General features: G+C 39.1%; 20 protein-coding genes and 1 other annotated feature. Of the genes, 14 read left to right on the top strand and 6 right to left on the bottom strand.

What is annotated here, in order from left to right; genetic code table 11:
* Positions 1–359: 359 nt before the first annotated feature.
* Positions 360–977, bottom strand: a complete 618-nt coding sequence (locus tag J3U74_RS10790; protein ID WP_267329384.1) for a TetR/AcrR family transcriptional regulator — start codon at positions 975–977, stop codon at positions 360–362.
* 199 nt (positions 978–1176) lie between these two features.
* Here J3U74_RS10790 and J3U74_RS10795 point away from each other — a divergent pair, with 199 nt between their 5' ends.
* The 11 genes from J3U74_RS10795 (at position 1177) to hisIE (ending at position 11838) form a co-directional block, all read left to right on the top strand.
* Positions 1177–2385 carry a Tm-1-like ATP-binding domain-containing protein gene (locus tag J3U74_RS10795; protein WP_220219508.1) on the top strand — a complete coding sequence of 403 codons (1209 nt, stop codon included), beginning with the start codon at positions 1177–1179 and terminating at the stop codon, positions 2383–2385.
* Positions 2386–2399: 14 nt separating this feature from the next.
* Positions 2400–3227 (top strand): phosphoenolpyruvate hydrolase family protein, encoded by an 828-nt coding sequence (locus J3U74_RS10800; RefSeq protein WP_220219507.1) that lies wholly within the window; start codon positions 2400–2402, stop codon positions 3225–3227.
* A 414-nt stretch (positions 3228–3641) separates the two neighbouring features.
* Complete coding sequence (locus J3U74_RS10805; protein WP_267329385.1) at positions 3642–4052, top strand: DoxX family protein; 411 nt, start codon at positions 3642–3644, stop codon at positions 4050–4052.
* 549 nt (positions 4053–4601) lie between these two features.
* Positions 4602–4727, top strand: a sequence feature (His leader region).
* A 38-nt stretch (positions 4728–4765) separates the two neighbouring features.
* On the top strand, positions 4766–5665 hold the full coding sequence (gene hisG / locus J3U74_RS10810; RefSeq protein WP_267329386.1) for an ATP phosphoribosyltransferase: 900 nt from the start codon (positions 4766–4768) through the stop codon (positions 5663–5665).
* Positions 5666–5672: 7 nt separating this feature from the next.
* A complete protein-coding gene (hisD, locus tag J3U74_RS10815; RefSeq protein ID WP_267329387.1) occupies positions 5673–6974 on the top strand; it encodes a histidinol dehydrogenase in 1302 nt (433 codons plus the stop codon).
* A 9-nt stretch (positions 6975–6983) separates the two neighbouring features.
* A complete protein-coding gene (gene hisC / locus J3U74_RS10820; RefSeq protein ID WP_267329388.1) occupies positions 6984–8042 on the top strand; it encodes a histidinol-phosphate transaminase in 1059 nt (352 codons plus the stop codon).
* 8 nt (positions 8043–8050) lie between these two features.
* Positions 8051–9118, top strand: coding sequence for a bifunctional histidinol-phosphatase/imidazoleglycerol-phosphate dehydratase HisB (gene hisB / locus J3U74_RS10825; protein WP_220219502.1), 1068 nt, complete (start codon positions 8051–8053; stop codon positions 9116–9118).
* Positions 9118–9705: an imidazole glycerol phosphate synthase subunit HisH gene (hisH, locus tag J3U74_RS10830; protein WP_220219501.1), complete on the top strand. Its 588-nt coding sequence runs from the start codon at positions 9118–9120 to the stop codon at positions 9703–9705. Before hisB ends, hisH begins: the two co-directional genes overlap by 1 nt.
* A gap of 17 nt (positions 9706–9722) precedes the next feature.
* Positions 9723–10460 (top strand): 1-(5-phosphoribosyl)-5-[(5-phosphoribosylamino)methylideneamino]imidazole-4-carboxamide isomerase, encoded by a 738-nt coding sequence (gene hisA / locus J3U74_RS10835; protein ID WP_366518662.1) that lies wholly within the window; start codon positions 9723–9725, stop codon positions 10458–10460.
* Complete coding sequence (gene hisF, locus J3U74_RS10840) at positions 10442–11218, top strand: imidazole glycerol phosphate synthase subunit HisF (protein WP_220219499.1); 777 nt, start codon at positions 10442–10444, stop codon at positions 11216–11218. Before hisA ends, hisF begins: the two co-directional genes overlap by 19 nt.
* Positions 11212–11838: a bifunctional phosphoribosyl-AMP cyclohydrolase/phosphoribosyl-ATP diphosphatase HisIE gene (gene hisIE / locus J3U74_RS10845; RefSeq protein ID WP_220219498.1), complete on the top strand. Its 627-nt coding sequence runs from the start codon at positions 11212–11214 to the stop codon at positions 11836–11838. The genes hisF and hisIE overlap by 7 nt, the downstream gene beginning before the upstream one ends.
* Before the next feature lie 67 nt (positions 11839–11905).
* Here the strand turns inward: hisIE and cysB are convergent, their stop codons facing one another.
* The 3 genes from cysB to matP form a co-directional block, all read right to left on the bottom strand.
* A complete protein-coding gene (cysB, locus tag J3U74_RS10850) occupies positions 11906–12877 on the bottom strand; it encodes an HTH-type transcriptional regulator CysB (RefSeq protein WP_220219497.1) in 972 nt (323 codons plus the stop codon).
* 170 nt (positions 12878–13047) lie between these two features.
* The gene (gene topA / locus J3U74_RS10855; protein ID WP_267329389.1) at positions 13048–15648 is read right to left on the bottom strand and encodes a type I DNA topoisomerase; all 2601 of its coding nucleotides are present in this window, start codon (positions 15646–15648) and stop codon (positions 13048–13050) included.
* Between the two features lie 30 nt (positions 15649–15678).
* Complete coding sequence (matP, locus tag J3U74_RS10860) at positions 15679–16143, bottom strand: macrodomain Ter protein MatP (RefSeq protein WP_220219495.1); 465 nt, start codon at positions 16141–16143, stop codon at positions 15679–15681.
* A 148-nt stretch (positions 16144–16291) separates the two neighbouring features.
* Between matP and J3U74_RS10865 the strand changes: the two genes are divergently transcribed.
* The gene (locus tag J3U74_RS10865) at positions 16292–17974 is read left to right on the top strand and encodes an amidohydrolase (protein WP_220219494.1); all 1683 of its coding nucleotides are present in this window, start codon (positions 16292–16294) and stop codon (positions 17972–17974) included.
* Positions 17975–18113: 139 nt separating this feature from the next.
* Here J3U74_RS10865 and J3U74_RS10870 read toward each other — a convergent pair whose 3' ends face one another.
* Positions 18114–19517 carry a PTS fructose transporter subunit IIC gene (locus J3U74_RS10870; protein WP_267329390.1) on the bottom strand — a complete coding sequence of 468 codons (1404 nt, stop codon included), beginning with the start codon at positions 19515–19517 and terminating at the stop codon, positions 18114–18116.
* Entirely contained in the window at positions 19510–19944 is a 435-nt protein-coding gene (locus tag J3U74_RS10875; RefSeq protein WP_220219492.1) for a PTS sugar transporter subunit IIA, read from the bottom strand. The genes J3U74_RS10870 and J3U74_RS10875 overlap by 8 nt, the downstream gene beginning before the upstream one ends.
* Positions 19945–20496: 552 nt before the next feature.
* Here J3U74_RS10875 and J3U74_RS10880 point away from each other — a divergent pair.
* Positions 20497–21336 (top strand): SDR family NAD(P)-dependent oxidoreductase, encoded by an 840-nt coding sequence (locus J3U74_RS10880; protein WP_267329391.1) that lies wholly within the window; start codon positions 20497–20499, stop codon positions 21334–21336.
* Complete coding sequence (locus J3U74_RS10885) at positions 21333–22862, top strand: AMP-binding protein (RefSeq protein WP_267329392.1); 1530 nt, start codon at positions 21333–21335, stop codon at positions 22860–22862. Before J3U74_RS10880 ends, J3U74_RS10885 begins: the two co-directional genes overlap by 4 nt.
* Positions 22863–22987 lie beyond the last annotated feature (125 nt).

Consider the following 22987-nt stretch of genomic DNA (forward strand, 5'->3'; position numbering starts at 1 on the left):
AAGACAGTACGTCAGTAGAATAATAAATAGCGTTATTACTCTACTGATCGCTTAACCTTAATTCGACCAATCAAGCCTAAAATAGATAATGCCTCTACAGCATTATCATTATTTCAAATATAACATTAGCCACCGCACGCTTTTTTTGTTTGACGTTCAATTTGTAAACACGATGAAACGATCACACTTATCGAAAAAGTGCAGTTAACAACAGCAAAACTTCGCTTGCAATTGTATGGCTAATGAACGATCGACTATCAATTGTTTTGTATTTTAACTTTACTAATGATTGACTAAAATAACGGTTATCGTTTTGTTAAGTCATTTAAAGTAGATAAAAAATGTATGCAATAAGGTGTTTATTGCTTATTTAATGCATCTTGTCGGGCTTGATTTATGATTGCTTTAGACATCCATTGGGCAATAGATATCAGTTGTTGATTATTTAAGTTCCAAATATCTTTTAATACCATAAAGATTTCTGAACCGTAGACTACCGAAATAGCATAAACGACCTTTTGGTATAACTCTTCGGGTAATTCAAACTTTAACGGTTGCAATATAGCCGGTAGTATCTCTTTACGATTACCCCGTACAAACTTTTTCTTTTGAGGTTCAACATTGCGCCGTTGATTTGCCCACTGTTGTAAAGATATTCTCAAAGCAGCACGCAAAGCGCCTTCATGTTTTAACATCTGCGGAAAGGCAAAAGCCAGAAAATCATTGACTCTTTCCTGACAATCGGATTTATCCGACTTCCAATAAAAGATAGGACCTAATGAGCATTCAACCACCGCCGCAATCAAATCACTTTGCGTCGGAAAATAACGGTAAGCTGTCGCTCTTGATATACCTGATTTATCGGCAAGTTCGGTAATGGTTAATTCACCGCCCTCCTCTAGTGCTTCCAATGCTGTGTTAATTAAACGATGAAAAGTTCGCTTTTTTGCTCCAGTATATTGTTGAAACAAAGCCATAAGATATATTCGCCTAAGAATTTTTTTTGAAGGTTTAATGTAGGTGGCGCCTATAATACTGCATTTTTTTTAAATTTTTAAAGCATATTTTTTGAAAAAAAATGAGACTTTAGTCTCATTTTATATATAATGTACCACTAACCTGGATTCGTTTGGTTAATGTTTTGAGTTCGACTTTATATCCAACAAGGAGAAATAAATGGCATTACAGGACACGATTTATTTGGTAACAACCCTTGACACCAAAGGTGAAGAGGCAGTTTTTATAAAGAATTTACTTGTACAAAAGAATCTCGTTTGTAAGTTAGTCGATATTTCAACTCTTTCACATCAATACAATCACTTCGCAGATATTTCATCCGAAACCGTCGCAAATTTTCATCCCAATGGAAAAGAAGCAATCTTTAATGCCGATAGAGGCAATGCCATTGTAGCTATGGCAAGTGCATTTAAATCATTTTTAATGGCGCAAAAGGATGTTGCTGCAATTTTAGGTCTGGGTGGTTCAGGTGGAACAGCATTAATTACCCCAGCAATGCAATCATTACCGGTCGGTGTACCAAAATTAATGGTATCAACCATGGCATCGGGTGATATTTCCGGTTACATTGGCGCCAGTGATATTGCCATGATGTACTCCGTCACCGATATTGCCGGCATAAATGTTATTTCACGTAAAGTTTTAACAAACGCCGCTAATTTTATTGCCGGCGCAGTATTATTTAAATCTCAAGAAGCCGTTGAGGATAAACCGGCTATTGGTTTGACCATGTTTGGGGTTACCACCACTTGCGTACAGTCTGTCACAGCAAAACTTCATGACAACTATGACTGTCTGGTTTTTCATGCAACCGGCAGTGGCGGTAAAGCAATGGAAAAATTGGCTGATAGCCATTTACTGCAAGGTGTGCTTGATATCACCACAACTGAAGTATGCGACCATTTATTCGACGGCGTACTCGCTTGTGACGAAGATCGCTTTGGTGCGATTGAAAGAAGCCAAGTTCCTTATATTGGATCGACCGGTGCGCTTGATATGGTCAATTTTTCAAGCCCGGATACGATACCGCAAAAATATCAAGATCGCTTATTTTATCCGCATAACCCACAAGTAACCTTGATGAGAACAACGCCGGAAGAAAACCGGAAAATGGCGAATTGGATAGCAACCAAACTCAACAAATGCCAAGGCAAAGTAACATTTATTATTCCTGAAGGTGGATTTTCAGCTTTAGATATTCAAGGTGGTGCTTTTTGGTCACCGGAAGCAAATAAGGCATTTATTGATGAATTTGAGAAGGTTTTTAATCAAACCGAAAATAGAAAATTAATTAAAGTGCCTTATCACATCAACTCACCAGAGTTTTGTGATCTTGTTATCAATGAATTTACCAATATTATGAAATAACATTTGGAGAATATATGAGTAGTAAACGTGCACAATTGCTTAAAAAATTCCATGACATGATTTCAAAAGGTCAACCTATTATTGGTGGTGGAGCAGGTACAGGATTATCAGCTAAATGTGAAGAAGCAGGTGGCATAGATCTCATCGTTATTTATAACTCCGGTCGTTATCGTATGGCTGGACGTGGTTCGTTAGCAGGGCTTTTAGCTTATGGTAATGCTAACGAAATTGTCATGGATATGGCAAAAGAAGTTTTACCCGTAGTAAAAAACACACCAGTGCTTGCTGGTGTTAATGGTACTGATCCATTTTGTATGTTTGATCAGTTTTTAGATAAATTAAAAGAAACAGGTTTTGCCGGTGTGCAAAATTTCCCAACCGTTGGACTTATCGACGGTAATTTTAGAGCTAACTTAGAAGAAACCGGCATGGGTTATGCGTTAGAAGTTGAAATGATTCGTAAAGCCCATGAAAAAGATCTCCTTACGACACCTTATGTCTTTAGTGAGCAAAATGCCATTGATATGGCAAAAGCTGGCGCTGATATTTTAGTACCTCATATGGGATTAACCACCGGTGGTAGTATTGGTGCTGAAACAGCACTTAAGCTTGCTGATTGTGTACCATTAATTAATCAATGGGCAAAAGCAGCTAAAGCGATTCGCCCGGATATTATTATCCTTTGTCATGGTGGTCCAATTGCTACCCCTGAAGATGCTCAGTATATTTTACAAAACTGTCCGGACTGTAACGGCTTTTATGGTGCTAGTTCCATGGAACGACTACCTACAGAAGTTGCTTTAAAGCAAACTACAGAACAATTTAAACTTATTCGTCGCTAACAATAATGAAGAAAGCAATAACGGCTACAGCAATGTAGCCCGTTATTTATTCCAACCTCTCCCCTACTAATCTAACGCTTATCACCTTTAATTATCCTCGGTTTGCCAAAACAATTAATCTTCATTTTATTGATCAAATAAATTTAATGATTACTGACGAGAGAGTGTTTAAATAATGCGTGCTGAATTTTTTTGCTTGGTTGCCGTTTAAGTTTATCTAGCATCGGTATGATTTTCTATGACTTATCACAATGATTTTGGCGATTAAATTCACGTATAACTTTACAAGATGTCATAATTTATGAAACAATCACTTCGTATTATCCTATTTTGACCGAGTAATAGCCATTAGTATCATTTTATACCATTATCAATTGATGTTATTTTGCTAACTTAAATATAGGAAAAATAAAGATGAAACAATATCAAACTGATCTAGCAGCACTTTTTTTACGAATTGCTTTAGGTGTTATGTTTTTGGTTCATGGTTTCACAAAATTACTGGTTTTTACCCCGTCCGGCACTTCACAATATTTTGAATCTCTTGGCTTCCCTGGCTTTACAGCCTACATTGCAATCGTGTTTGAAATTGGTGGCGGTGCGTTGTTACTGCTAGGTATTTTTACCCGTGTTATCGCTATTATCGCTGTGATTGAAATGTTGGTTATTACCTTTATCCATTATGGCAATGGTTGGCAATTTTCCAATACTGGCGGCGGCTGGGAATATCCGGCATTTATGACTATTACCGCCCTCAGCCTTGCACTTTTAGGCAATGGGCGTTATAGCGTATTAAGACATAAATACCCGCAATTGGCAGATTAAAATCTGGTATCCAATTTTATTGATACCCTCAAATTCAATCGATAATGCTACTTAGAAGGTATATGTTTTAGGTCAAAACATATACCTTCCGCATTTTATAAATCCTGTTGTTATAATCTAAATAATTTTCAGTCAGTTTTGTTATATTTATTTCAATAATCTATCTAAATGAGTTTGCTCAGTTTTCGCAATCTCATTCAAGTATCGACCATAAGCTAGTCATACCTCAAATAAGATTACCGTGCTTTGAATAATCATGCATCATTTCCGCATCAAATTCACCCAACATCACCTCATTACCAATCGCTTTAGGCTGACTATACGACTATTACGGCAATTTGTCAGATATTTATAAATCCGCTGTTTAGCTATCCAACGCAATACTCTTTTACTGAACAAGGTAGTATAGTAGGTAACTATTTTTTATTAAATTAAAAAAAATAGTTGCGAGTAAATAATTTCTGTTATATTTTGTTCACTAATTGACACAGTAAATCAAATTAATGGTTTTAATTTTATGAATTGTTTTTGCGTTTTAGTTATTAAACATCATCATCACCATCATTCCTGAATAGTCTTCGGGCGATTGGTGCTGGAAGACATTTGGTCTTCCGGTGATATCGCGAAAGCAAATAGAAAACCCTCGGAAGATCAAACTTCCGAGGGTTTTTTGTTTGTGGTTTAAAATTTTTTTGGATAAGTTGGAGAATAATATGTTGGATAATTCACGTTTACGTATAGCAATGCAAAAATCTGGGCGCTTAAGTGACGAATCGAAAAAGTTACTGGCACAATGTGGCATTAAGATTAATCTACAAGAGCAACGCTTGATTGCCTTTGCTGAAAATATGCCGATTGATATCTTGCGTGTTCGCGATGATGATATCCCCGGTTTAGTCATTGACGGCGTGGTTGATATCGGTATTGTCGGAGAAAATGTGCTTGAAGAAGAAGTACTTGATAGACAAGCTGAAGGCGAAGATCCTAAATATAAAAAATTACGTCGGTTAGATTTTGGTGGATGCCGACTATCGATTGCAGCGCCAAGAGATTTTAACTATACCGGTCCTGAATGTTTAAATAACCTACGAATCGCCACCACTTATCCTCACCTACTCCGTCGTTACCTCGCTCAATATAATGTTACCTTCAAAACCTGTTTGCTTAATGGATCGGTTGAAGTCGCACCTCGTGCCGGACTGGCGGATGTGATTTGTGATTTAGTCTCAAGTGGTGCAACGCTTGAAGCAAATGGTCTACAAGAGATCGAAATAATCTATAAATCCAAAGCATGCTTAATTCAACGTGACGGCGAGATGTCAGCGACTAAACAGGCATTAATCGACAAAGTAATGACCCGTATGCAAGGGGTGATACAAGCTCGTGAATCTAAATATATTATGCTACATGCCCCAACCGAAGTATTAGATGAGGTGGTTGCATTATTGCCGGGTGCTGAAAATCCAACAATATTGCCATTAACCGGTGAACAAAATCGAGTTGCCCTCCATATGGTAAGCTCCGAATCGCTGTTCTGGGAAACCATGGAAAAGTTAAAAGCATTAGGCGCAAGCTCAATCCTTGTGTTACCAATTGAAAAAATGATGGAGTAAAACAACTATGAAACTCTCTTACTGGCAACAATGTACAGAGCAACAACAAGCGCAGCTATTAACTCGCCCCGCTATGGCGGCTTCTGATAGCATTAGTCAAGCGGTTAGCTCCATTTTAGATCAGGTAAAACAAACTGGCGATGTCGCTTTAAAAGCGTTAAGTCAGCAGTTTGATAAAGTTGAAATCAATCATCTTAAGCTATCTCAAGATGAGATTAAAACCGCAACCGCTCAAGTTGATCCGGCATTAAAACAAGCGATGCAATTAGCGGTGAGCAATATTAAAAAATTTCACCAAGCACAAGTTAAACCGTCGATAACGGTTGAAACGATGCCCGGCATCACCTGTCAATTAGTCACAAGACCTATCGACTCGGTGGGGCTTTACATTCCCGGTGGCTCCGCCCCACTACTCTCAACAGTATTAATGCTGGCAACCCCGGCAAGCATTGCTGGTTGCCGCAAAGTGATACTCTGCTCACCGCCACCAATTGCTAACGAAATTCTTTATGCGGCTGAGCTGTGTGGTGTGACAGAAATCTATCAATTAGGTGGCGCGCAAGCGATTGCAGCAATGGCATTTGGTACCGAAACCGTTCCGAAAGTGGACAAAATATTTGGGCCAGGCAATGCCTACGTTACCGAAGCAAAACGCCAAATTAGCCAGCGGCTTGACGGAGCAGCAATCGACATGCCGGCAGGTCCTTCAGAAGTTCTGGTTATTGCTGATAGCTCAGCTAACCCAGCATTTATTGCCGCTGATTTATTATCTCAAGCAGAACATGGCCCCGATTCGCAAGTGGTACTGCTGACGCCGGATGAAAAAATCGCACAAGCGGTATCAATCGAAGTCGACAAACAGCTGGCACAATTATCACGCCAGGCGATTGCCGAAAAAGCGTTACAAGAAAGCCGACTTATTGTCACCAAAGATTTACAGCAATGTGTTGAAATCAGTAACCGTTATGGACCTGAACATTTAATTATTCAAACCCAAAATGCCGACGAGCTTGTCGAGCAGATAACCAGTGCCGGATCGATTTTTCTAGGTGACTGGTCGCCTGAATCAGCCGGCGATTATGCATCGGGCACCAACCATGTATTACCGACTTATGGTTACACTGCTACCTACTCAAGTTTAGGATTAGCTGACTTCCAAAAACGCATGACCGTTCAAAAATTAACGCCGGAAGGCTTGCAAGCAATTGGTAATGCGGTTGAACTTATGGCGCAAGCTGAACAACTCACCGCGCATAAACAAGCGGTCACCCTTCGTTTAACGGCATTAAATGCAACCAATCAAAAGTAGGTAAATAACATGGATATTAATCAATTAGTCAGAAAAAATGTACAAAAATTGACGCCGTATCAATCTGCTCGCCGCATTGGTGGTCAAGGCGATGTATGGCTTAATGCTAACGAATACCCTGTTGCACCTCACTTTGAATTAACCGAGCAAACATTAAACCGCTACCCAGAGCCGCAACCGGAGCAAGTGATAAAGCGTTATGCGCAATATGCCGGCGTACAGTGTGAACAATTAATTGTTAGCCGTGGCGCCGATGAGGCAATAGAGTTACTGATGCGAGCGTTTTGCGAACCGGAGCAAGACAGTATTTTATACTGCCCGCCAACTTACGGTATGTATCAAGTCAGTGCTGAAACGCTAGGCATTAAAATTAAAACGGTACCGACGACTTCAGACTGGCAGCTTGATTTACAAGCCATTGCGCAAAATCTTGATACCGTTAAATTAATTTACGTTTGTTCGCCAAATAATCCAACCGGTAACTTGATAAAACCGGAAGATATTAAAAGCTTGCTCAAGCAGGCAAATGATCGTGCTTTAGTGGTAATTGATGAAGCCTATATTGAGTTTACTCCTCAATCATCTGTGGTGAGTTGGCTCAACGAGTACCCAAACCTCGTGATTTTACGAACATTATCCAAAGCCTTTGCTTTAGCTGGATTGCGCTGTGGCTTTGCTATTGCTAACAAACCGGTGATCGACGCCTTACAAAAGGTGATTGCGCCTTATCCATTAGCCACGCCGGTCGCTGATATTGCCAGTCAAGCACTGAGTAAAGACGGGATTGAGACGATGAGACAAAATGTCGAAAAGCTTAATAACCAAAAACAGACATTTATCGAGGCGCTCAATAAATTATCAATAGTTGAAAAAGTTTACCCTAGCTGGTCTAACTATTTATGTGTTAAATTTCAAGAAGGTAAAGACGTATTTAAAACCTTATGGGATCAAGGCATTATTTTGCGTGATCAAAGTAAATCCACCGGACAAACTAATATGATTCGCATCTCTATTGGTACTCAAAGCGAATGTGAAGCGGTGATCACTGCACTTAAAGCGATAAACTAGGAGCAATCATGTTACAAAAATATTTATTTATCGATCGTGACGGAACCTTAATTACTGAACCGCCAATTGATTTTCAAGTTGATAGTTTCGAAAAACTAGCATTTGAACCGAATGTCATTCCGGCACTACTTAAATTACAAGCAGCGGGTTATAAGTTGGTCATGGTGACCAATCAAGACGGTCTGGGTACTGACAGTTACCCACAAGCGAGTTTTGACGGTCCACACAATTTGATGATGCAAATTTTTGCATCTCAAGGGGTGAATTTTGAAGAAGTGTTAATCTGCCCACACTTTCCGCAAGATAATTGTCAATGTCGAAAACCTAAGATTGAATTAGTCTTACCTTACTTAACCAGTGGAAAGCTCGACAAAGCAAAAAGTTATGTAATTGGTGACAGGGTCACGGATATTCAACTTGCTGAAAATATGCAGATCAACGGATTACGTTATGACCCAATTACCCTTAACTGGAATGAAATAGCCCAACGATTAACCACCGCTGATCGCTATGCAAAAGTGCAACGTAATACTAAAGAAACCAAAATACTTGTTGAAGTTTGGCTAGACCGGCAAGGTGGTAGCCAAATCAATACCGGTATCGGCTTTTTTGACCATATGCTTGACCAAATTGCGACACACGGTGGTATTAAACTCAATATTCAAGTTGAAGGTGATTTACATGTTGATGATCATCACACGATTGAAGATACCGGTTTAGCTTTAGGTGAAGCCTTAAAATTGGCGCTAGGTGATAAACGAGGCATTACACGTTATGCTTCTGTCATCCCTATGGATGAGTGTTTAGCTACATGTGCAATGGATATATCTGGTCGTCCTTATCTGGTCTTTAAAGCGCAGTTTACCCATCAAAAAGTGGGCGATATGAGCACCCAAATGGTTGAACACTTTTTTTACTCAATCAGTTATGCAATGGGTATTACGCTCCATATTGAAACGCAAGGCGATAATGATCATCACAAAATTGAAAGCCTATTTAAAGCCTTTGCCAGAACGCTTAAGCAAGCAATTAAAATCGAAGGTGATAGACTACCTAGTTCAAAAGGAGTTTTGTAATGAATATCGTCATTTTAGATACGGGGTGTGCCAATCTGGCCTCAGTAAAATATGCGATTGAAAGGCTTGGCTATCAACCAATTATTAGCCTTGACCCCGATGTCGTTATCAACGCTGATAAGCTGTTTCTACCGGGTGTTGGCTCAGCTTCGGCGGCAATGGAAAAATTAAAACAACGCAATTTAATCGACCTTATTAAAGTCTGTACTCAGCCAGTGCTTGGTATCTGTCTTGGCATGCAACTGTTAGCTGAGTATAGTAGTGAAGGACATGTTCACACGTTAGGTATTATTGATGAAAAAGTAGCGAAAATTCCGGATACCGGATTACCGCTACCTCATATGGGGTGGAATCAAGTATACCCTAAAGCCGGTCATCATCTATTTAGAGATATTCCTGATGGTGCTTATTTTTACTTCGTACATGGATACGCCTTACCATTATGCTCATCAACTATCGCAGAAACCAATTACGGCGAAAGCTTTACAGCTGCCGTACAAAAAGACAACTTTTACGGTGTTCAGTTTCATCCCGAGCGTTCTGGCTCGGCCGGTGCAAAATTGCTGAAAAACTTTTTGGAGATGTAACAATGACGGCTAACCCAATTATCATTCCTGCGCTCGATTTAATTGACGGCTCAGTTGTTCGCTTGCATCAAGGCGACTATGAAAAAAAACGCGATTATGGTAACGATCCATTAACTCGCTTGCAAGCCTATGCCAATGAAGGCGCAAAGCTATTGCATCTGGTTGATTTAACCGGTGCCAAAGATCCTAAAGCCCGCCAAATATCACTAATAAAAACGCTGATTAATGGTGTACAAGTACCGGTACAAATTGGTGGCGGCATTCGTCATGAAGACGATGTTAAAGCCCTACTTGCCGCCGGTGCTAGTCGGGTTGTAATTGGCTCAACGGCAATTAAAGAGCCTTCATTGGTTAAGCAGTGGTTTAAAACTTATGGCGCCGATGCGTTAGTTTTGGCATTAGATGTCCGCATTGACCAACAAGGCAATAAATATGTTGCTATTCACGGCTGGCAAGAGGATTCTAAAAAGACGCTTGAGCAAGTGATTGAAGATTATCTCCCTTTTGGTCTAAAACATGTACTATGTACCGATATCTCTAAAGACGGTACACTCAGCGGGAGCAATATTGAATTATATCAACAAATCAGCCAACAATACCCTCAAATTGCTTTTCAAGCTTCCGGAGGCATCGGTCAATTAGCCGATGTGCAAGCTTTAAAAGACAGTGGCGTGGCCGGGGTCATTGTGGGACGAGCATTGCTCGAAGGTAAATTTACAGTTCAGGAGGCAATTTCATGCTGGCAAAAAGGATAATCCCTTGTTTAGATGTGCGTAACGGGCAAGTGGTTAAAGGCGTACAGTTTCGCAATCATGAGATTATAGGTGATATCGTACCACTGGCAAAAAGATATGCTCAAGAAGGTGCTGACGAACTGGTTTTTTATGATATTACTGCGTCATCAGACGGCCGGGTAGTAGATAAAAGCTGGGTGGCCAAAGTTGCCGAAGTGATTGATATCCCCTTTTGTGTCGCCGGCGGCATAAAAACAGTTGAAGATGCCGGGCAGATTTTGGCTTATGGCGCAGATAAAATTTCAATCAACTCGCCGGCATTAGCAAACCCAAAATTGATCACACAGTTGGCAGATTGTTATGGTGTGCAATGTATTGTTGTGGGCATCGATACTTGGTATGACAAACAGACGAATAACTATCACGTTTATCAATTTACCGGCGATGAAAAACGCACTGTGGCAACCAAGTGGAATACTATTGACTGGCTGCAAGAGGTACAACAGCGCGGCGCCGGTGAAATTGTTCTTAATATGATGAATCAAGACGGCGTTCGTCATGGTTATGATCTTGAGCAATTAAAAACTATGCGTGAAGTGTGCCACGTGCCGCTGATTGCCTCCGGCGGTGCAGGTGAGATGAAACATTTTTTAGAAGCATTTAAAGACGCTCATGTCGACGGTGCATTAGCCGCTTCAGTCTTTCATAAACAAATTATTAATATTGGCGAACTTAAACAATATTTAGCTAACCACGGAGTAGAGATACGATTATGCTAGTTTCAAATTCTAATGACCCATTTGATCCAAATCAGCTTGATTGGCAAAAAGTTGACAATTTAATGCCGGTGATTATTCAACACTATGTTTCAGGCGATGTATTGATGCTTGGTTACATGAATCAATCAGCACTTAGCCAAACGCTCGCTAGTGGTAAAGTCACCTTTTATTCACGCACTAAAGCCCGTTTATGGACAAAAGGCGAAACATCAGGGAATTTTTTAAATGTGGTCAGCATTTCAACTGATTGTGATAACGACACTTTGCTTATTTTAGTTGATCCGGTTGGCGCAACTTGCCATACCGGCTCAAATAGTTGCTTTGCCAACGCACAAACACAGTGGGGATTTTTATATCAGCTCGAACAGCTGATTGCTTCGCGCAAAAATGCCGATCCTAAGTCATCTTACACCGCTAAACTCTATCATGACGGTACGAAGCGTATTGCGCAGAAAGTGGGAGAAGAAGGGGTTGAAACAGCTCTTGCCGCAACGGTACGTGATACTTTTGAACTTAAAAATGAATCTGCCGATCTAATTTATCATCTGTTGGTGTTATTGCAAGATCAGAATCTATCTTTACAAGATGTGATTGAGATATTAAAAGCAAGACACAAATAGTTTTACTTAATCAAAGTGTGACCCGTTTCGCACTTTGATTTTTTACAAACCTCACTGGGCAAATCATTTAACGGATCGGCAGTTTTACCCCATTAAACATTGCTTGAACTTGGACATTATTTTCACACAAAATCAGCTTATCAACCGTCTGTTTATTCAAATGCGGCGAAAATTGACTGATAAACTCATACATATAATTACGTAAAAATAGTGAACGTGCAAAAGCAATATAAGTTGTGCTATAAGGAAAGATATGCCCGGCATTGAGCACAACAAAATCACTATCGGCTGATTCATTAACGGCCATTTTCGCCACTATCCCTACCCCAACCCCTAACTTAACATAGGTTTTAATCAAGTCAGCATCGGTAGTACTAAAGACAATATTAGGCAACTGATTGGCTTTGATAAAAGCTTGATTTAAGTCAGAACCGTCGTTAGAAAAATCGTAACTGACCAGCGGATATTTCGATAACTCTTCAATGCTGATCAAACTGCTTTTTGCCAGCGGATGATCTTTCATCACAATTACCGCTTGATTCCAATGATAGCAAGGCAAAGCTATCATATCATCGTTAAGCTGTGCCAGATCGGTAATAATGGCAAAATCGGCTTGTCCACTTTGCGCCTGCAATAAGCATTGTGAAGATGAGCCCTGCTCCATGTGTAAAGTAATGCTTGGGTATTGTTTCATAAACTGTTGAATGACAACGGGCAAGGTATAACGGGCTTGAGTATAGGTGGTTGTGATTGTTAGCGTCCCTTGGTTTGGTTGGCTAAACTCTTTAGCGATAATTTTTATATCGTGTGATTTGTTTAAGATTTCCCGGGCTAAACTAACAATTTTTTCGCCGACCGGCGTGACTTCTGAAAGGTGTTTTCCCACTCGGGTAAAGATTTGAACACCTAATTCATCTTCAAGTAATTTAATCTGCTTGCTAATGCCAGGCTGTGAGGTATAAAGCTTTTCCGATGTTAACGATACATTGAGATCATTATTAACGACTTCAACAATATATCGTAGTTGTTGCAATTTCATGATAAAGGCTCCTTTAACTTTACCGGCTTTGCTCTTTTTCGAAACAAGCAAAAAAGAGAACAACCATAAAGTTATTCCTTTTACACTTTAGCACAAACCTAAACTGCATTTTTATACTAAAACGTAGACAAAACCCGAAACAGTGTAATGACTGTTTCGGGCACTCTTAGCTATTTTTTACCGCTAATCCATTTGCCATCAACATATTGCATTACCCAGCCCGTCGATTTTCCGTTAACTTCAGAAGTCACATATTGTTGTTTACTTTTTCGGCTAAAACGAACGATAGCAGGGTTACCGTCAGGATCTTTACTTGGTGCTTTAGTAAGATAGAGAAACTTTTCCGGTAAACGATCTTTAAATCGTTGCAATTCCTCGATCAATGGCGCACGTGTTTCTCTGGATTTAGGGAAATTATGGGCAGCTAAAAAGATCCCCGATGCACCGTCACGTAACACAAAATGCGCATCTGACTTAACGCATTTTAATTCAGGCAAATCAACAGGATCTTCTTTCGGTGGTGCCACATCACCATTTTTTAATATTTTACGGGTATTTTTACAATCCGGGTTAGTACATCCCATATATAACCCAAAACGACCCGATTTTAAGTGCATTTCAGAACCACATTTTTCACACTCAATAATCGGACCTTCGTAACTTTTTACTTTAAAGTTACCTTTTTCAACAATAGAGCCATCACAAATTGGGTTGTTACCACAAATATGTAATTTACGCTCATTATCCAGTAAGTAGCTATCCATTGCAGTGTGACATTTTGGGCATCGTTTACGTGCACGTAAAGCATCGGTTTCAGCCGTGTCGGCCTCTTCTAAGATGTTTAGCGTTTCGTGTTCAGGTATCAGGTTTATGGTTTGTTTGCAGCGCTCTTTAGGCGGTAAAGCATAACCCGAACAAGCTAAAAATACGCCCGTCCCCGCAGTTTTAATTCCCATTTCACGCCCACAATTTGGACATTTAATTTCAGGTGTTAAAACTAAAGGATTAAGTTGCATACCACCTTTATCTGGCGCTTGCTCTGCAACTTCTAAATGCTGACTAAAATCACTAAAGAACTGATCGAGCACTTCCCGCCACTCTTGTTTTTTGTGAGCAATCTCATCGAGCGCATGCTCCATACGGGCAGTAAAATCATAGCTCATTAAATCATTGAAGTTTTCATTCAATCGGTCAGTAACAATCTCACCAATCTTTTCAGCATAAAAACGGCGATTATCTAAACGAACATAACCCCGGTCTTGAATAGTCGAAATGATCGTTGCATAAGTCGACGGCCGGCCAATCTCACGTTTTTCAAGCTCTTTAACCAATGACGCCTCGTTATAGCGTGCTGGCGGTTTAGTAAAGTGCTGATTTGGGTTTAGGCTGATTAAATCCAACTTATCATTAACCGCAACGGTCGGTAAGATTTTATCTTCACTGTTTTTGGTCAACTGTGGTTGTACTTTTGTCCAACCGTCAAATCGTAAAGTACGCCCTTTGGCTTTTAAAATAAAATCGCCGGATTTGACCGTAATAGTTGTCGAATTATATTCGGCTGATGTCATTTGACACGCCACAAATTGGCGCCAAATTAATTGATATAACTTACACGCATCTGCTTCAACATCACTGATATTGTCGGCCAAAATGGTAACATCAGAAGGACGAATAGCTTCATGGGCTTCTTGCGAGTTCTTTTTACTGGTGTAAACATTAGCGGTTTTAGGTAAGTACTTATCACCAAAATGCTGTCCAATATAATCTCGCACCATGGTTAACGCATCTTGACTTAGATTGGTCGAATCGGTACGCATATAGGTAATATAACCGGCTTCGTAAAGGCGCTGTGCCAACATCATCGTCTTTTTAACGCCAAAACCTAAACGGGTGCTAGCAGCTTGCTGCAATGTCGAGGTTATAAAAGGGGCTGTTGGATTACTTTTGGTCGGCTTTTGCTCAATATTTGTTACATGATACTGACTTTTATTAAGCTCAGCTAACGCCATATCAATAGCAACTTTATCTTTAGGCTCAAATGCTTCATCTTTGTAATGCGTCACTTGTAGCGTTAATGGCTCTTGTTTGGCAGTACTTAAGTCGGCATAGAGATCCCAATACTCTTCAGGAATAAATGCATGAATTTCACGCTCACGCTCAACTACAAGGCGCACAGCAACAGACTGAACACGACCAGCCGATAGCCCCCTTGCGACTTTTTTCCAAAGTAGTGGTGATAACATAAAGCCCACCACACGGTCCATAAATCGGCGTGCTTGTTGAGCATTGACCCGATCCATATCAATCATCGCTGGATGATTAAAGGCATTTTTTATAGCGGTTTTGGTGATCTCATTAAATACCACCCGACGATATTTGCTATCATCGCCACCTATCACATCTTTAAGATGCCAAGCAATGGCTTCCCCTTCTCTATCCAAGTCGGTTGCCAGATAGATCATATCGGCATCTTTGGCTAATTTTTTAAGTTCGGCAACCACACGTTCTTTGCCGGGTAAGATCTCATAGTGTGCTTTCCAACCGTTATAAGGATCAACACTCATGCGATCTACTAGCGCCTGTTTTTCAGAACGCTTAACTTTTTTCTCTGTTTTATCTTTGGCGGTTTTTTCTGTGCGCTGGCTACTGCCACTTACCGGAAGATCTCGAATGTGCCCCACGCTTGATTTAACCACGAAATCTTTGCCAAGATATTTATTTATCGTTTTTGCTTTGGCTGGTGATTCCACAATAACAAGGGATTTTCCCATAATTAAACCTATATTATCCTGTTGTTTACGTTATTTACTCTCAACTTCGTTAAGAAGAAGCGAAAGTAAATCATCTTTAATTGTCGATACTTTATTGACGTATTGCTCTTTTTGCTCAGCATCTTCAATCAGTTGTGTAATTGTTTGTGACAACGTGCAACCTCGGCGCTTAGCTAAACTTGCCAATCGTTGCCAGACTAGAAACTCTAAATCAATTGATTTTTTTCGGGTATTTTGTTGTTCAGCATTAAAATGTCGTTTACGTCTTGCCCGAATGGTTTGCTTCATGCGATTGTCTAAATCGGGATTTAAATGCGCTTTTATCCAATCAACGACACGTGTTGGATTATGCTCTAATAACAGTAATTCATTGACGGCATGATTTGCAGCGCTTTTTTCTAAATAACGCGTAATAGCTTCGCCTTCTAAATGCCTTTTTACTAGATAGTGCCACTTCCAACCACATTCAAGGTTTTCTAATTGCTGATATTTCATAGGTTCACCTTGTGACGCTGTAACTATTTCGCCTATTTGTAGCATAAACTTAAAACACAATAAAGAAAATTATTGCATTTGACAAATTTTTTATAAATCTGCTATCGTTCACCTTTCACTTTGTTCTTCATTTAAGGAATCGCAAATAATGGCTAAAGCCGATGTTATTTATATTAATGGTTACATTTATACCGCAGATAGACAAGATACTGTCTGTGAAGCTATAGCAATTAAAAATGGTTATATCATTGCCACTGGTAGCACGCAAGAGATAAATAACAGTCATTATGTAGATAATCATACTACAGTTTACGATCTGCACGGCAAAACAATGATGCCAGGCATTATTGATTCACATTTGCACACCTTCTGGGGTGGGATGCAACTGTCATCTTGCAATCTCAACTATCAAAGTTTAACGGTCGAACAAACGCTAGCCATTATTCAAGATTATTTAGATAAAGATAAAACTAATCATGATTCACACTGGCTACAAGTTCGTGGTTGGCTAAGACAAGAAGTCTTGCCGATTGGTACTGACATCACTCGTTTTGACCTTGATAAGCTAAATACCAAGCGCCCGGTTATTTTGTTTTCTAATGACTGTCATACTTTGGTTGCTAACACAACGGCTTTGGAAAAATTCGGCATCGATAAAAATACTCCGGAACCGACTGACGGTAAAATCGGTCGCACCGATGACGGTGAACCTAATGGCATTTTAGAAGATGCGCCGGCCATGCGTGCTTTTGATAGTATTTCGAAACTGACCGAAGAACAAGCCGCACATATTGCTAAATTAGCACAAGCGGAACTAAACAAACAAGGCGTAACAGCGGTTATGGATGCTCGGATAACCGAAACCCAAGCCGATGCCTTTTTAAAGCTACAACAGCAAGATCAACTTACTATACGCTTATTTGGCGCACGTGAGTTACCGCCGGATGATGTCACCTCAATCGAAGCTATACCGGCTTTACTGGAAAAAGTTAAACAGTTTGCCAGCCGTTACGACGATAAAAACTGGCAACCTAAGCCCGGTATTAAAATTTCACATACTAAACTGTTTGTTGACGGGGTAATGCAAGCGCCATTAATGACAGCAAGACTGTTGCAACCTTATCAACTTGAACATGAAAAAGATCGTTATGGTGATTTATACTACTCAACTGAGATGCTAAATGCTTTAATTTTAGAGTCATCTCGTGCCGGTTTTCATCCACATATGCATACAGTTGGCGAAGGTGCCATTGAAGTGGTGCTTGATGCAATCGAAAAAATGCGCCAAGCATTACCCGATGCCGATATCCGCCCTAGCACGGCACATAATGAACTCAGTGCAGCACATCAATATGCAAGGTATAAGCAATTAAATGCTTGTGTCGTGTTTTCATTCCAATGGGCTGGCTGTAGCGATGCCATGGTTGAACAATATCAAACACTATTTGGCGAAAAGCGCTATAACGGTTTAGAATCCCACGGGCAATATATTGATGCAGGCGTCAACTGCGCCTTTGGTAGCGATTGGCCAATCGATCCATTAAATGAGTGGTATGATTTTCAAGTAGCCATGACCCGACAAATTGATGCACAGCATCCACGATTAAACAGTGACCGTAATTTAACCGCTACCGAAGTTTTACGCTGTGCAACCATTGGTGCCGCTTATGTGCTCAAACAAGACGAGTATATTGGCTCAATTGAAAAAGGTAAATTTGCTGATTTGATTATTTTAGATCGCAATCCATTTACCATTCCGGCAACCGATATGCAAAATGTCAAAGTGTTAACCACAATTATCGGTGGTAAAACAGTTTATCAGCAAGATTAAAGTAAAAAAGCGTTTTTATTACTATAAAAATTTAAGTTGACTATCTCCAATCGTGTGGCGAGATAGTCAATTTGAGCTGATAATGCAGCCTCAACTAGATAGTATTACACCGTCAGCATTGACGGTGTAATATCATTGATTACTGATCTTCAATGACCTCTTCAGTCTGATCGGCATTTTTTCGGGTAAAGTGTAAAATGGCGGCAATAATAAAAGCGCCAATAAACATATCGATCACATACCAAACTGCACCTTTCGTTACGCCACCTAAAGCAACTAGTCCACCAAATGCTACCAGCGAATCGATACCATTAATCATACCTAACATACCGGCAATGGCTGTACCAACCACAATAGCAATAATCACTCGTTTAGGATCTTTGGCGGCAAAAGGGATTGCACCTTCGGTAATGCCAGCCAGTGACAGAAAGAAAGCTGTGATACCAAACTCTTTTTCTTCTTTGGTATATTTAGCTCGAGACACAATTAACGAAGACAACGCTAACCCTAATGGCGGAATGGCACAGCACATACGAAATACACCATTAGGGCCATATACCCCTTCTGCCATTGCGGCTAACGTAAAGGCCGTGGCGGCTTTACTACAAGGTCCACCCATATCTAATGCCGCTAATATGCCAATACCGATACCTAAAAATGCGGCGTTGACTTCTGACATACCTTTTAGTGTTTCCACCATGGCTTTGACAAACCAATCAAGTGGATAAGATAAGCCATAGATATAGATCGGAGCCATAACCAATAATGTCACCGTTGGAATAATCATAACAGGCATTACTGAGGCAATAACAGGATGAACTTTAACCGTTTTAAACCACTTAACAAAATAGCCGATTAAAATACCAAAAATCATTGCACCAATAAAACCAGTGCTGACTTGATTAACTCCAATAGGATTATTAACCACATACCCCATAATAAACGCCGGTGCGAGCGCAGCGTTACCGCCAATAGAATAAGCCATATAAGCGGCCAAAACCGGCACCATCATCGCAAAGCCATAAAAAGCGACTTGCTGAAGATCGGCAAAGAATTGATTACGAGGCAATATGGTATCGTTAGTCACCTCACCTGTCATTAACACTATGGAAAAGAGTATGCCTGAGGCAATAATAACCGGCAGAAATTTACTGATACCGGTATTAAGTGCTCTGAAAATCTCTTTGCCAATGCTGTCTTTAACCACGTGAGTTGCAATCTTGTCAGCATTATCAAAAATGTTAACGGTGTTTTTCACCGCTTCGCCGGTGCTCACTTTAATGATATTGTTAAATGGCTCTAATCTATCTGCATTTTCAATTGAAATATCCGTTGCTAATAAAATCACATCAGCACTTTTTAAATCTTGTTCCGTCAAAGCATTATCAATGCCTGCTGCACCTTGCGTTTCTACTTTACAATCCCAGCCACGTTTTTTGGCTTCATTTTCAATCTTCCCTTTAGCAATATAAGTATGTGCCATACCGGCTGTACAAGCACAAATTGCGACGATCTTTTTGCTTTTCACTGACGCTTTATTCATACAAACCTCGAATCTTATCGGCAAGTAGTTGGGTATTACAATTGAGTAAATCTTGGGCAAATTCATCATTTGCCAAATTGGAGGCTAATTTGGCAATAATGGTGAGATGTTCTTGATTAGCGTGTTGCGGAGCACCAATCATAATAACTAATTTGACTTTGTTATCATTATTCCAAACTACCCCTTTAAGATATCGACCAATGACAATAAACGGTGTTTTGACCGCTCCACTTTTAGCATGAGGCAAGGCAATATCTGTCAGTACATCTGTTTCCATTTCTTGCTCATGAGTGATGACATCCTGAAAAAACTGCGTGATATCCGTTAAATACGCTTTACTACTTTCTGCCATTAATTGGATTACTAATGATTTATCTTGAGCAATATCATCAGTTAATTCGACAGGAATAACAGGAATTGAAGCCATAAATAAATCCTCTTAATTATTATTCTGTATAAAATTTCAATAAAATAAACATATACAAAACAAATATATAACGATTCTTTTTTATTGACACTCAATTTTTGGCTTAAATAATTAGACTTTGATCACAAATCTGAAAGATTTAAAATTTATCAATTTGAAAATAAGCATTGCGTTTATTAGCAAATTCTCACACCGAATAAAACTCGTCGCTAAGCATTATCAGCTGAGGAGCAATCCAATCCGCTTGCTTCAATTTGTTATCAGCATAATAACGATACTTAAACGTTTAACAGAAAAAACTTCAGGTTTATTAAGCTTAGTAGCTAACGCTGATAAAGCAAAAATTTTAATAGGTGAGAAGCAAGCTAGTAAGACACAAGCTTGAAATACTGACAGTTAGAGATCAATATAATAATTTCAAGTTTCTTAAGGAAGGTCTGTTTTTTATTTAGATATAAACTTTAAAATCAACTTATTTTAAAAAACATTAACTTGTTGACTGATTGAATGTTTACCTTATACTAGGCGCAATTGTTTACCGGCAGTACAAAAATGTTCAACTCCTCAAATCTTCTCAATTGTGTACTCTTTCCAATCGTTAAGCCTAATTATTCAAAATTAAATCGCCAATTAGAAAATAAAGTGATTGTCATTACCGGCGCTAGCTATGGAATTGGTGAAAGTCTGGTTAATCTTTTAGCTAATATTCAATGTCATCTTATTTTAGTTGCTAGAACACATGATAAATTGATAAATATACAGCAGTCATTAGCTCACAAAAAAGCTAAGATTGATATATTTTCAGTTGATTTGCGCGAATCGGAACAATTGGATAATTTAATGACTAATTTACAGCGATACTCTGTTGATATCTTAATCAATAATGCTGGCAAATCAATTTGTCGGCCAATACTGCAATCATTATCACGTATGCATGATTTTGATAGAACGATGAAGTTAAATTATTATGCACCGGTCAAACTCTGCTTGGCGTTAATTCCCCATTTACAGCGTAATCAAGGGCAAATTATTAATGTTTCCGCCATAAACGTACTTTTAGCCCCAACGGCTAATTGGGCTGCTTATCAAGCCTCAAAAACGGCCTTTGACCAATGGTTAAACTGTGCAAGGCCAGAATTGGAAAATCAGAAAATCAAGGTTTCAACAGCTTATTTACCTCTTGTTAAAACACGAATGCTTGAACCTACTAAGATTTATAAGAGATTTCCTGCCTTACAAGCTGATGAAGCTGCAACCATAATTTGCCGTTTATTACAAACAAAAAAACATCAATATAAACCCTGGTGGACCATTATTGTTCAACTTGCCTCATTATTTTTTAATAATATTTGGGTTAAATTGAACCGTTATTTTTTGAAGAAAAAGCTATGATAAAACTTATTAAAGCACTATATAAAAAGAAGTTATTAACTTTATTAGGCATTTGGCACTTATTAAATAGCATTCATATTGTTGGTATCAATTTAATGGCGTTGCTTTATGTTCGTCAAAAACTTTCTCCTAACCAAATTGCTATCGATGAGAACGGCACTGGCACCGATTATCGTACCCTTTTTAACCAATCTCAGCACCTTGCCAAACAATTAGCAATTAATTTTAAAATAAAGCGTCATCAAAAAGTCGCTATTATAGCGCACAACCACCTACTCTTAGTTCATACTTTATTTGCTATGACAAGATTAGGCGTTGATGTTTATCTTATCAATACTGAACTGTCGACAAATCAACTTAAGTCCATTCACGAAAATGTCGGTTTTGACTGGATAATTCACGATCCAGAAATAGCGTGTTTATCAAATGTAAAAAGCTTACCCATTTATCATGAAAGCCTTATGTCAATTCACTCTCTATTAGTTTCAACCTCGACAATTGATGTAAAAATTAAAACGACCCACTTCTCAAAAATTACTGTTTTAACGAGTGGCACAACAGGTCGTTTTAAATTAGCAGCGCGCGATAGTAAGGCACAAAATTTTATTAGTCCATTTTGTCAACTACTGGTGAAACTAAATCTTTTCCGTTATCAAAAAATCTATATTGCAACGCCTATTTATCATGGGTTTGGCATGGCAAGTTTATGTATAGCTGTGTTATTAGGTGCAACAATGTTTTTAACAAAAAAATTTGATAGTCAAAAAGCATGTGGGTTAATTGCGAGTAACCAAATAGAGGTGGTTACACTTGTTCCTTTAATGTTAAATAGGATGTTGAAATGCTCTAAACATCAACTCACTAGTTTAAAATGTATTATTACCGGAGGAGCGCCAATTACAGCAATATTAGTTGATCAAGTCATTACTACGCTTGGAAAGATATTATTCAATTTGTATGGCACATCAGAAGCAGGTATTTGCATGATTGCCTCGCCCGATGATCTCTCTATTAAGCCAGAAACCATTGGTAAACCGCTGAGAGGATTATCAACTAAATTGCAGAAGCAAAACAATGAATCACAAAAACACCATGAGTTGTTTATTAAATGTGCTTGGTCAACTGTAGGCAACCATTGGGTTTCAACAGGAGATTTAGTCTATCAAGATGCTGACGGTTATTACTTTTTAGCAGGTCGAGTTGATGATATGATTGTTTCAGGTGGTGAAAATGTTTATCCATATGAACTTGAACACTGCTTATCAACTCATCCGGAAATTAATGATGTAACAGTGATAAGTGTGCCGGATGAAGAATTCGGGCAAAGATTGGTCGCCTTTATTGTTTTAAATCCTAATACCGAACAATCCGAAACTAAAATACAGGATTGGCTTAAATCAAAAATAGCCCGTTATCAGATGCCAAAAAAAATCATTTTTATCGACGAACTACCGATGACAAGCATTGGAAAAATAGACCGTAAAAAATTACAACAGCTGTTTTTCACTCATTCAAGTAATGTATAACATTTAGTTAGCAATAAATGAACTGTTGTCCATTATTATATTCTAATAAAAAAATTTTCTTAGAAAGGTATTATGAATTTGTAGGCGGCGCTATTTAGCCTCTACTTTAGGTTACTCTTCTTGAA

Origin of the sequence: Gilliamella sp. B3892 (assembly GCF_026536305.1) — a bacterium.
Lineage (GTDB): Bacteria > Pseudomonadota > Gammaproteobacteria > Enterobacterales > Orbaceae > Gilliamella.

Bases quoted from the DNA above. Each gene is read 5' to 3' on its own strand.
- J3U74_RS10805 (WP_267329385.1), top strand. From the start codon at position 3,642: ATGAAACAATATCAAACTGATCTAGCAGCACTTTTTTTACGAATTGCT.
- hisB (WP_220219502.1), top strand. From the start codon at position 8,051: ATGTTACAAAAATATTTATTTATCGATCGTGACGGAACCTTAATTACT.
- J3U74_RS10795 (WP_220219508.1), top strand. From the start codon at position 1,177: ATGGCATTACAGGACACGATTTATTTGGTAACAACCCTTGACACCAAA.
- J3U74_RS10880 (WP_267329391.1), top strand. From the start codon at position 20,497: ATGTTCAACTCCTCAAATCTTCTCAATTGTGTACTCTTTCCAATCGTT.
- hisG (WP_267329386.1), top strand. From the start codon at position 4,766: ATGTTGGATAATTCACGTTTACGTATAGCAATGCAAAAATCTGGGCGC.
- hisF (WP_220219499.1), top strand. From the start codon at position 10,442: ATGCTGGCAAAAAGGATAATCCCTTGTTTAGATGTGCGTAACGGGCAA.
- J3U74_RS10865 (WP_220219494.1), top strand. From the start codon at position 16,292: ATGGCTAAAGCCGATGTTATTTATATTAATGGTTACATTTATACCGCA.
- hisH (WP_220219501.1), top strand. From the start codon at position 9,118: ATGAATATCGTCATTTTAGATACGGGGTGTGCCAATCTGGCCTCAGTA.
- hisIE (WP_220219498.1), top strand. From the start codon at position 11,212: ATGCTAGTTTCAAATTCTAATGACCCATTTGATCCAAATCAGCTTGAT.
- hisD (WP_267329387.1), top strand. From the start codon at position 5,673: ATGAAACTCTCTTACTGGCAACAATGTACAGAGCAACAACAAGCGCAG.
- topA (WP_267329389.1), bottom strand. From the start codon at position 15,648: ATGGGAAAATCCCTTGTTATTGTGGAATCACCAGCCAAAGCAAAAACG.
- J3U74_RS10800 (WP_220219507.1), top strand. From the start codon at position 2,400: ATGAGTAGTAAACGTGCACAATTGCTTAAAAAATTCCATGACATGATT.
- hisC (WP_267329388.1), top strand. From the start codon at position 6,984: ATGGATATTAATCAATTAGTCAGAAAAAATGTACAAAAATTGACGCCG.
- J3U74_RS10870 (WP_267329390.1), bottom strand. From the start codon at position 19,517: ATGAATAAAGCGTCAGTGAAAAGCAAAAAGATCGTCGCAATTTGTGCT.
- J3U74_RS10885 (WP_267329392.1), top strand. From the start codon at position 21,333: ATGATAAAACTTATTAAAGCACTATATAAAAAGAAGTTATTAACTTTA.
- matP (WP_220219495.1), bottom strand. From the start codon at position 16,143: ATGAAATATCAGCAATTAGAAAACCTTGAATGTGGTTGGAAGTGGCAC.
- cysB (WP_220219497.1), bottom strand. From the start codon at position 12,877: ATGAAATTGCAACAACTACGATATATTGTTGAAGTCGTTAATAATGAT.
- J3U74_RS10790 (WP_267329384.1), bottom strand. From the start codon at position 977: ATGGCTTTGTTTCAACAATATACTGGAGCAAAAAAGCGAACTTTTCAT.
- J3U74_RS10875 (WP_220219492.1), bottom strand. From the start codon at position 19,944: ATGGCTTCAATTCCTGTTATTCCTGTCGAATTAACTGATGATATTGCT.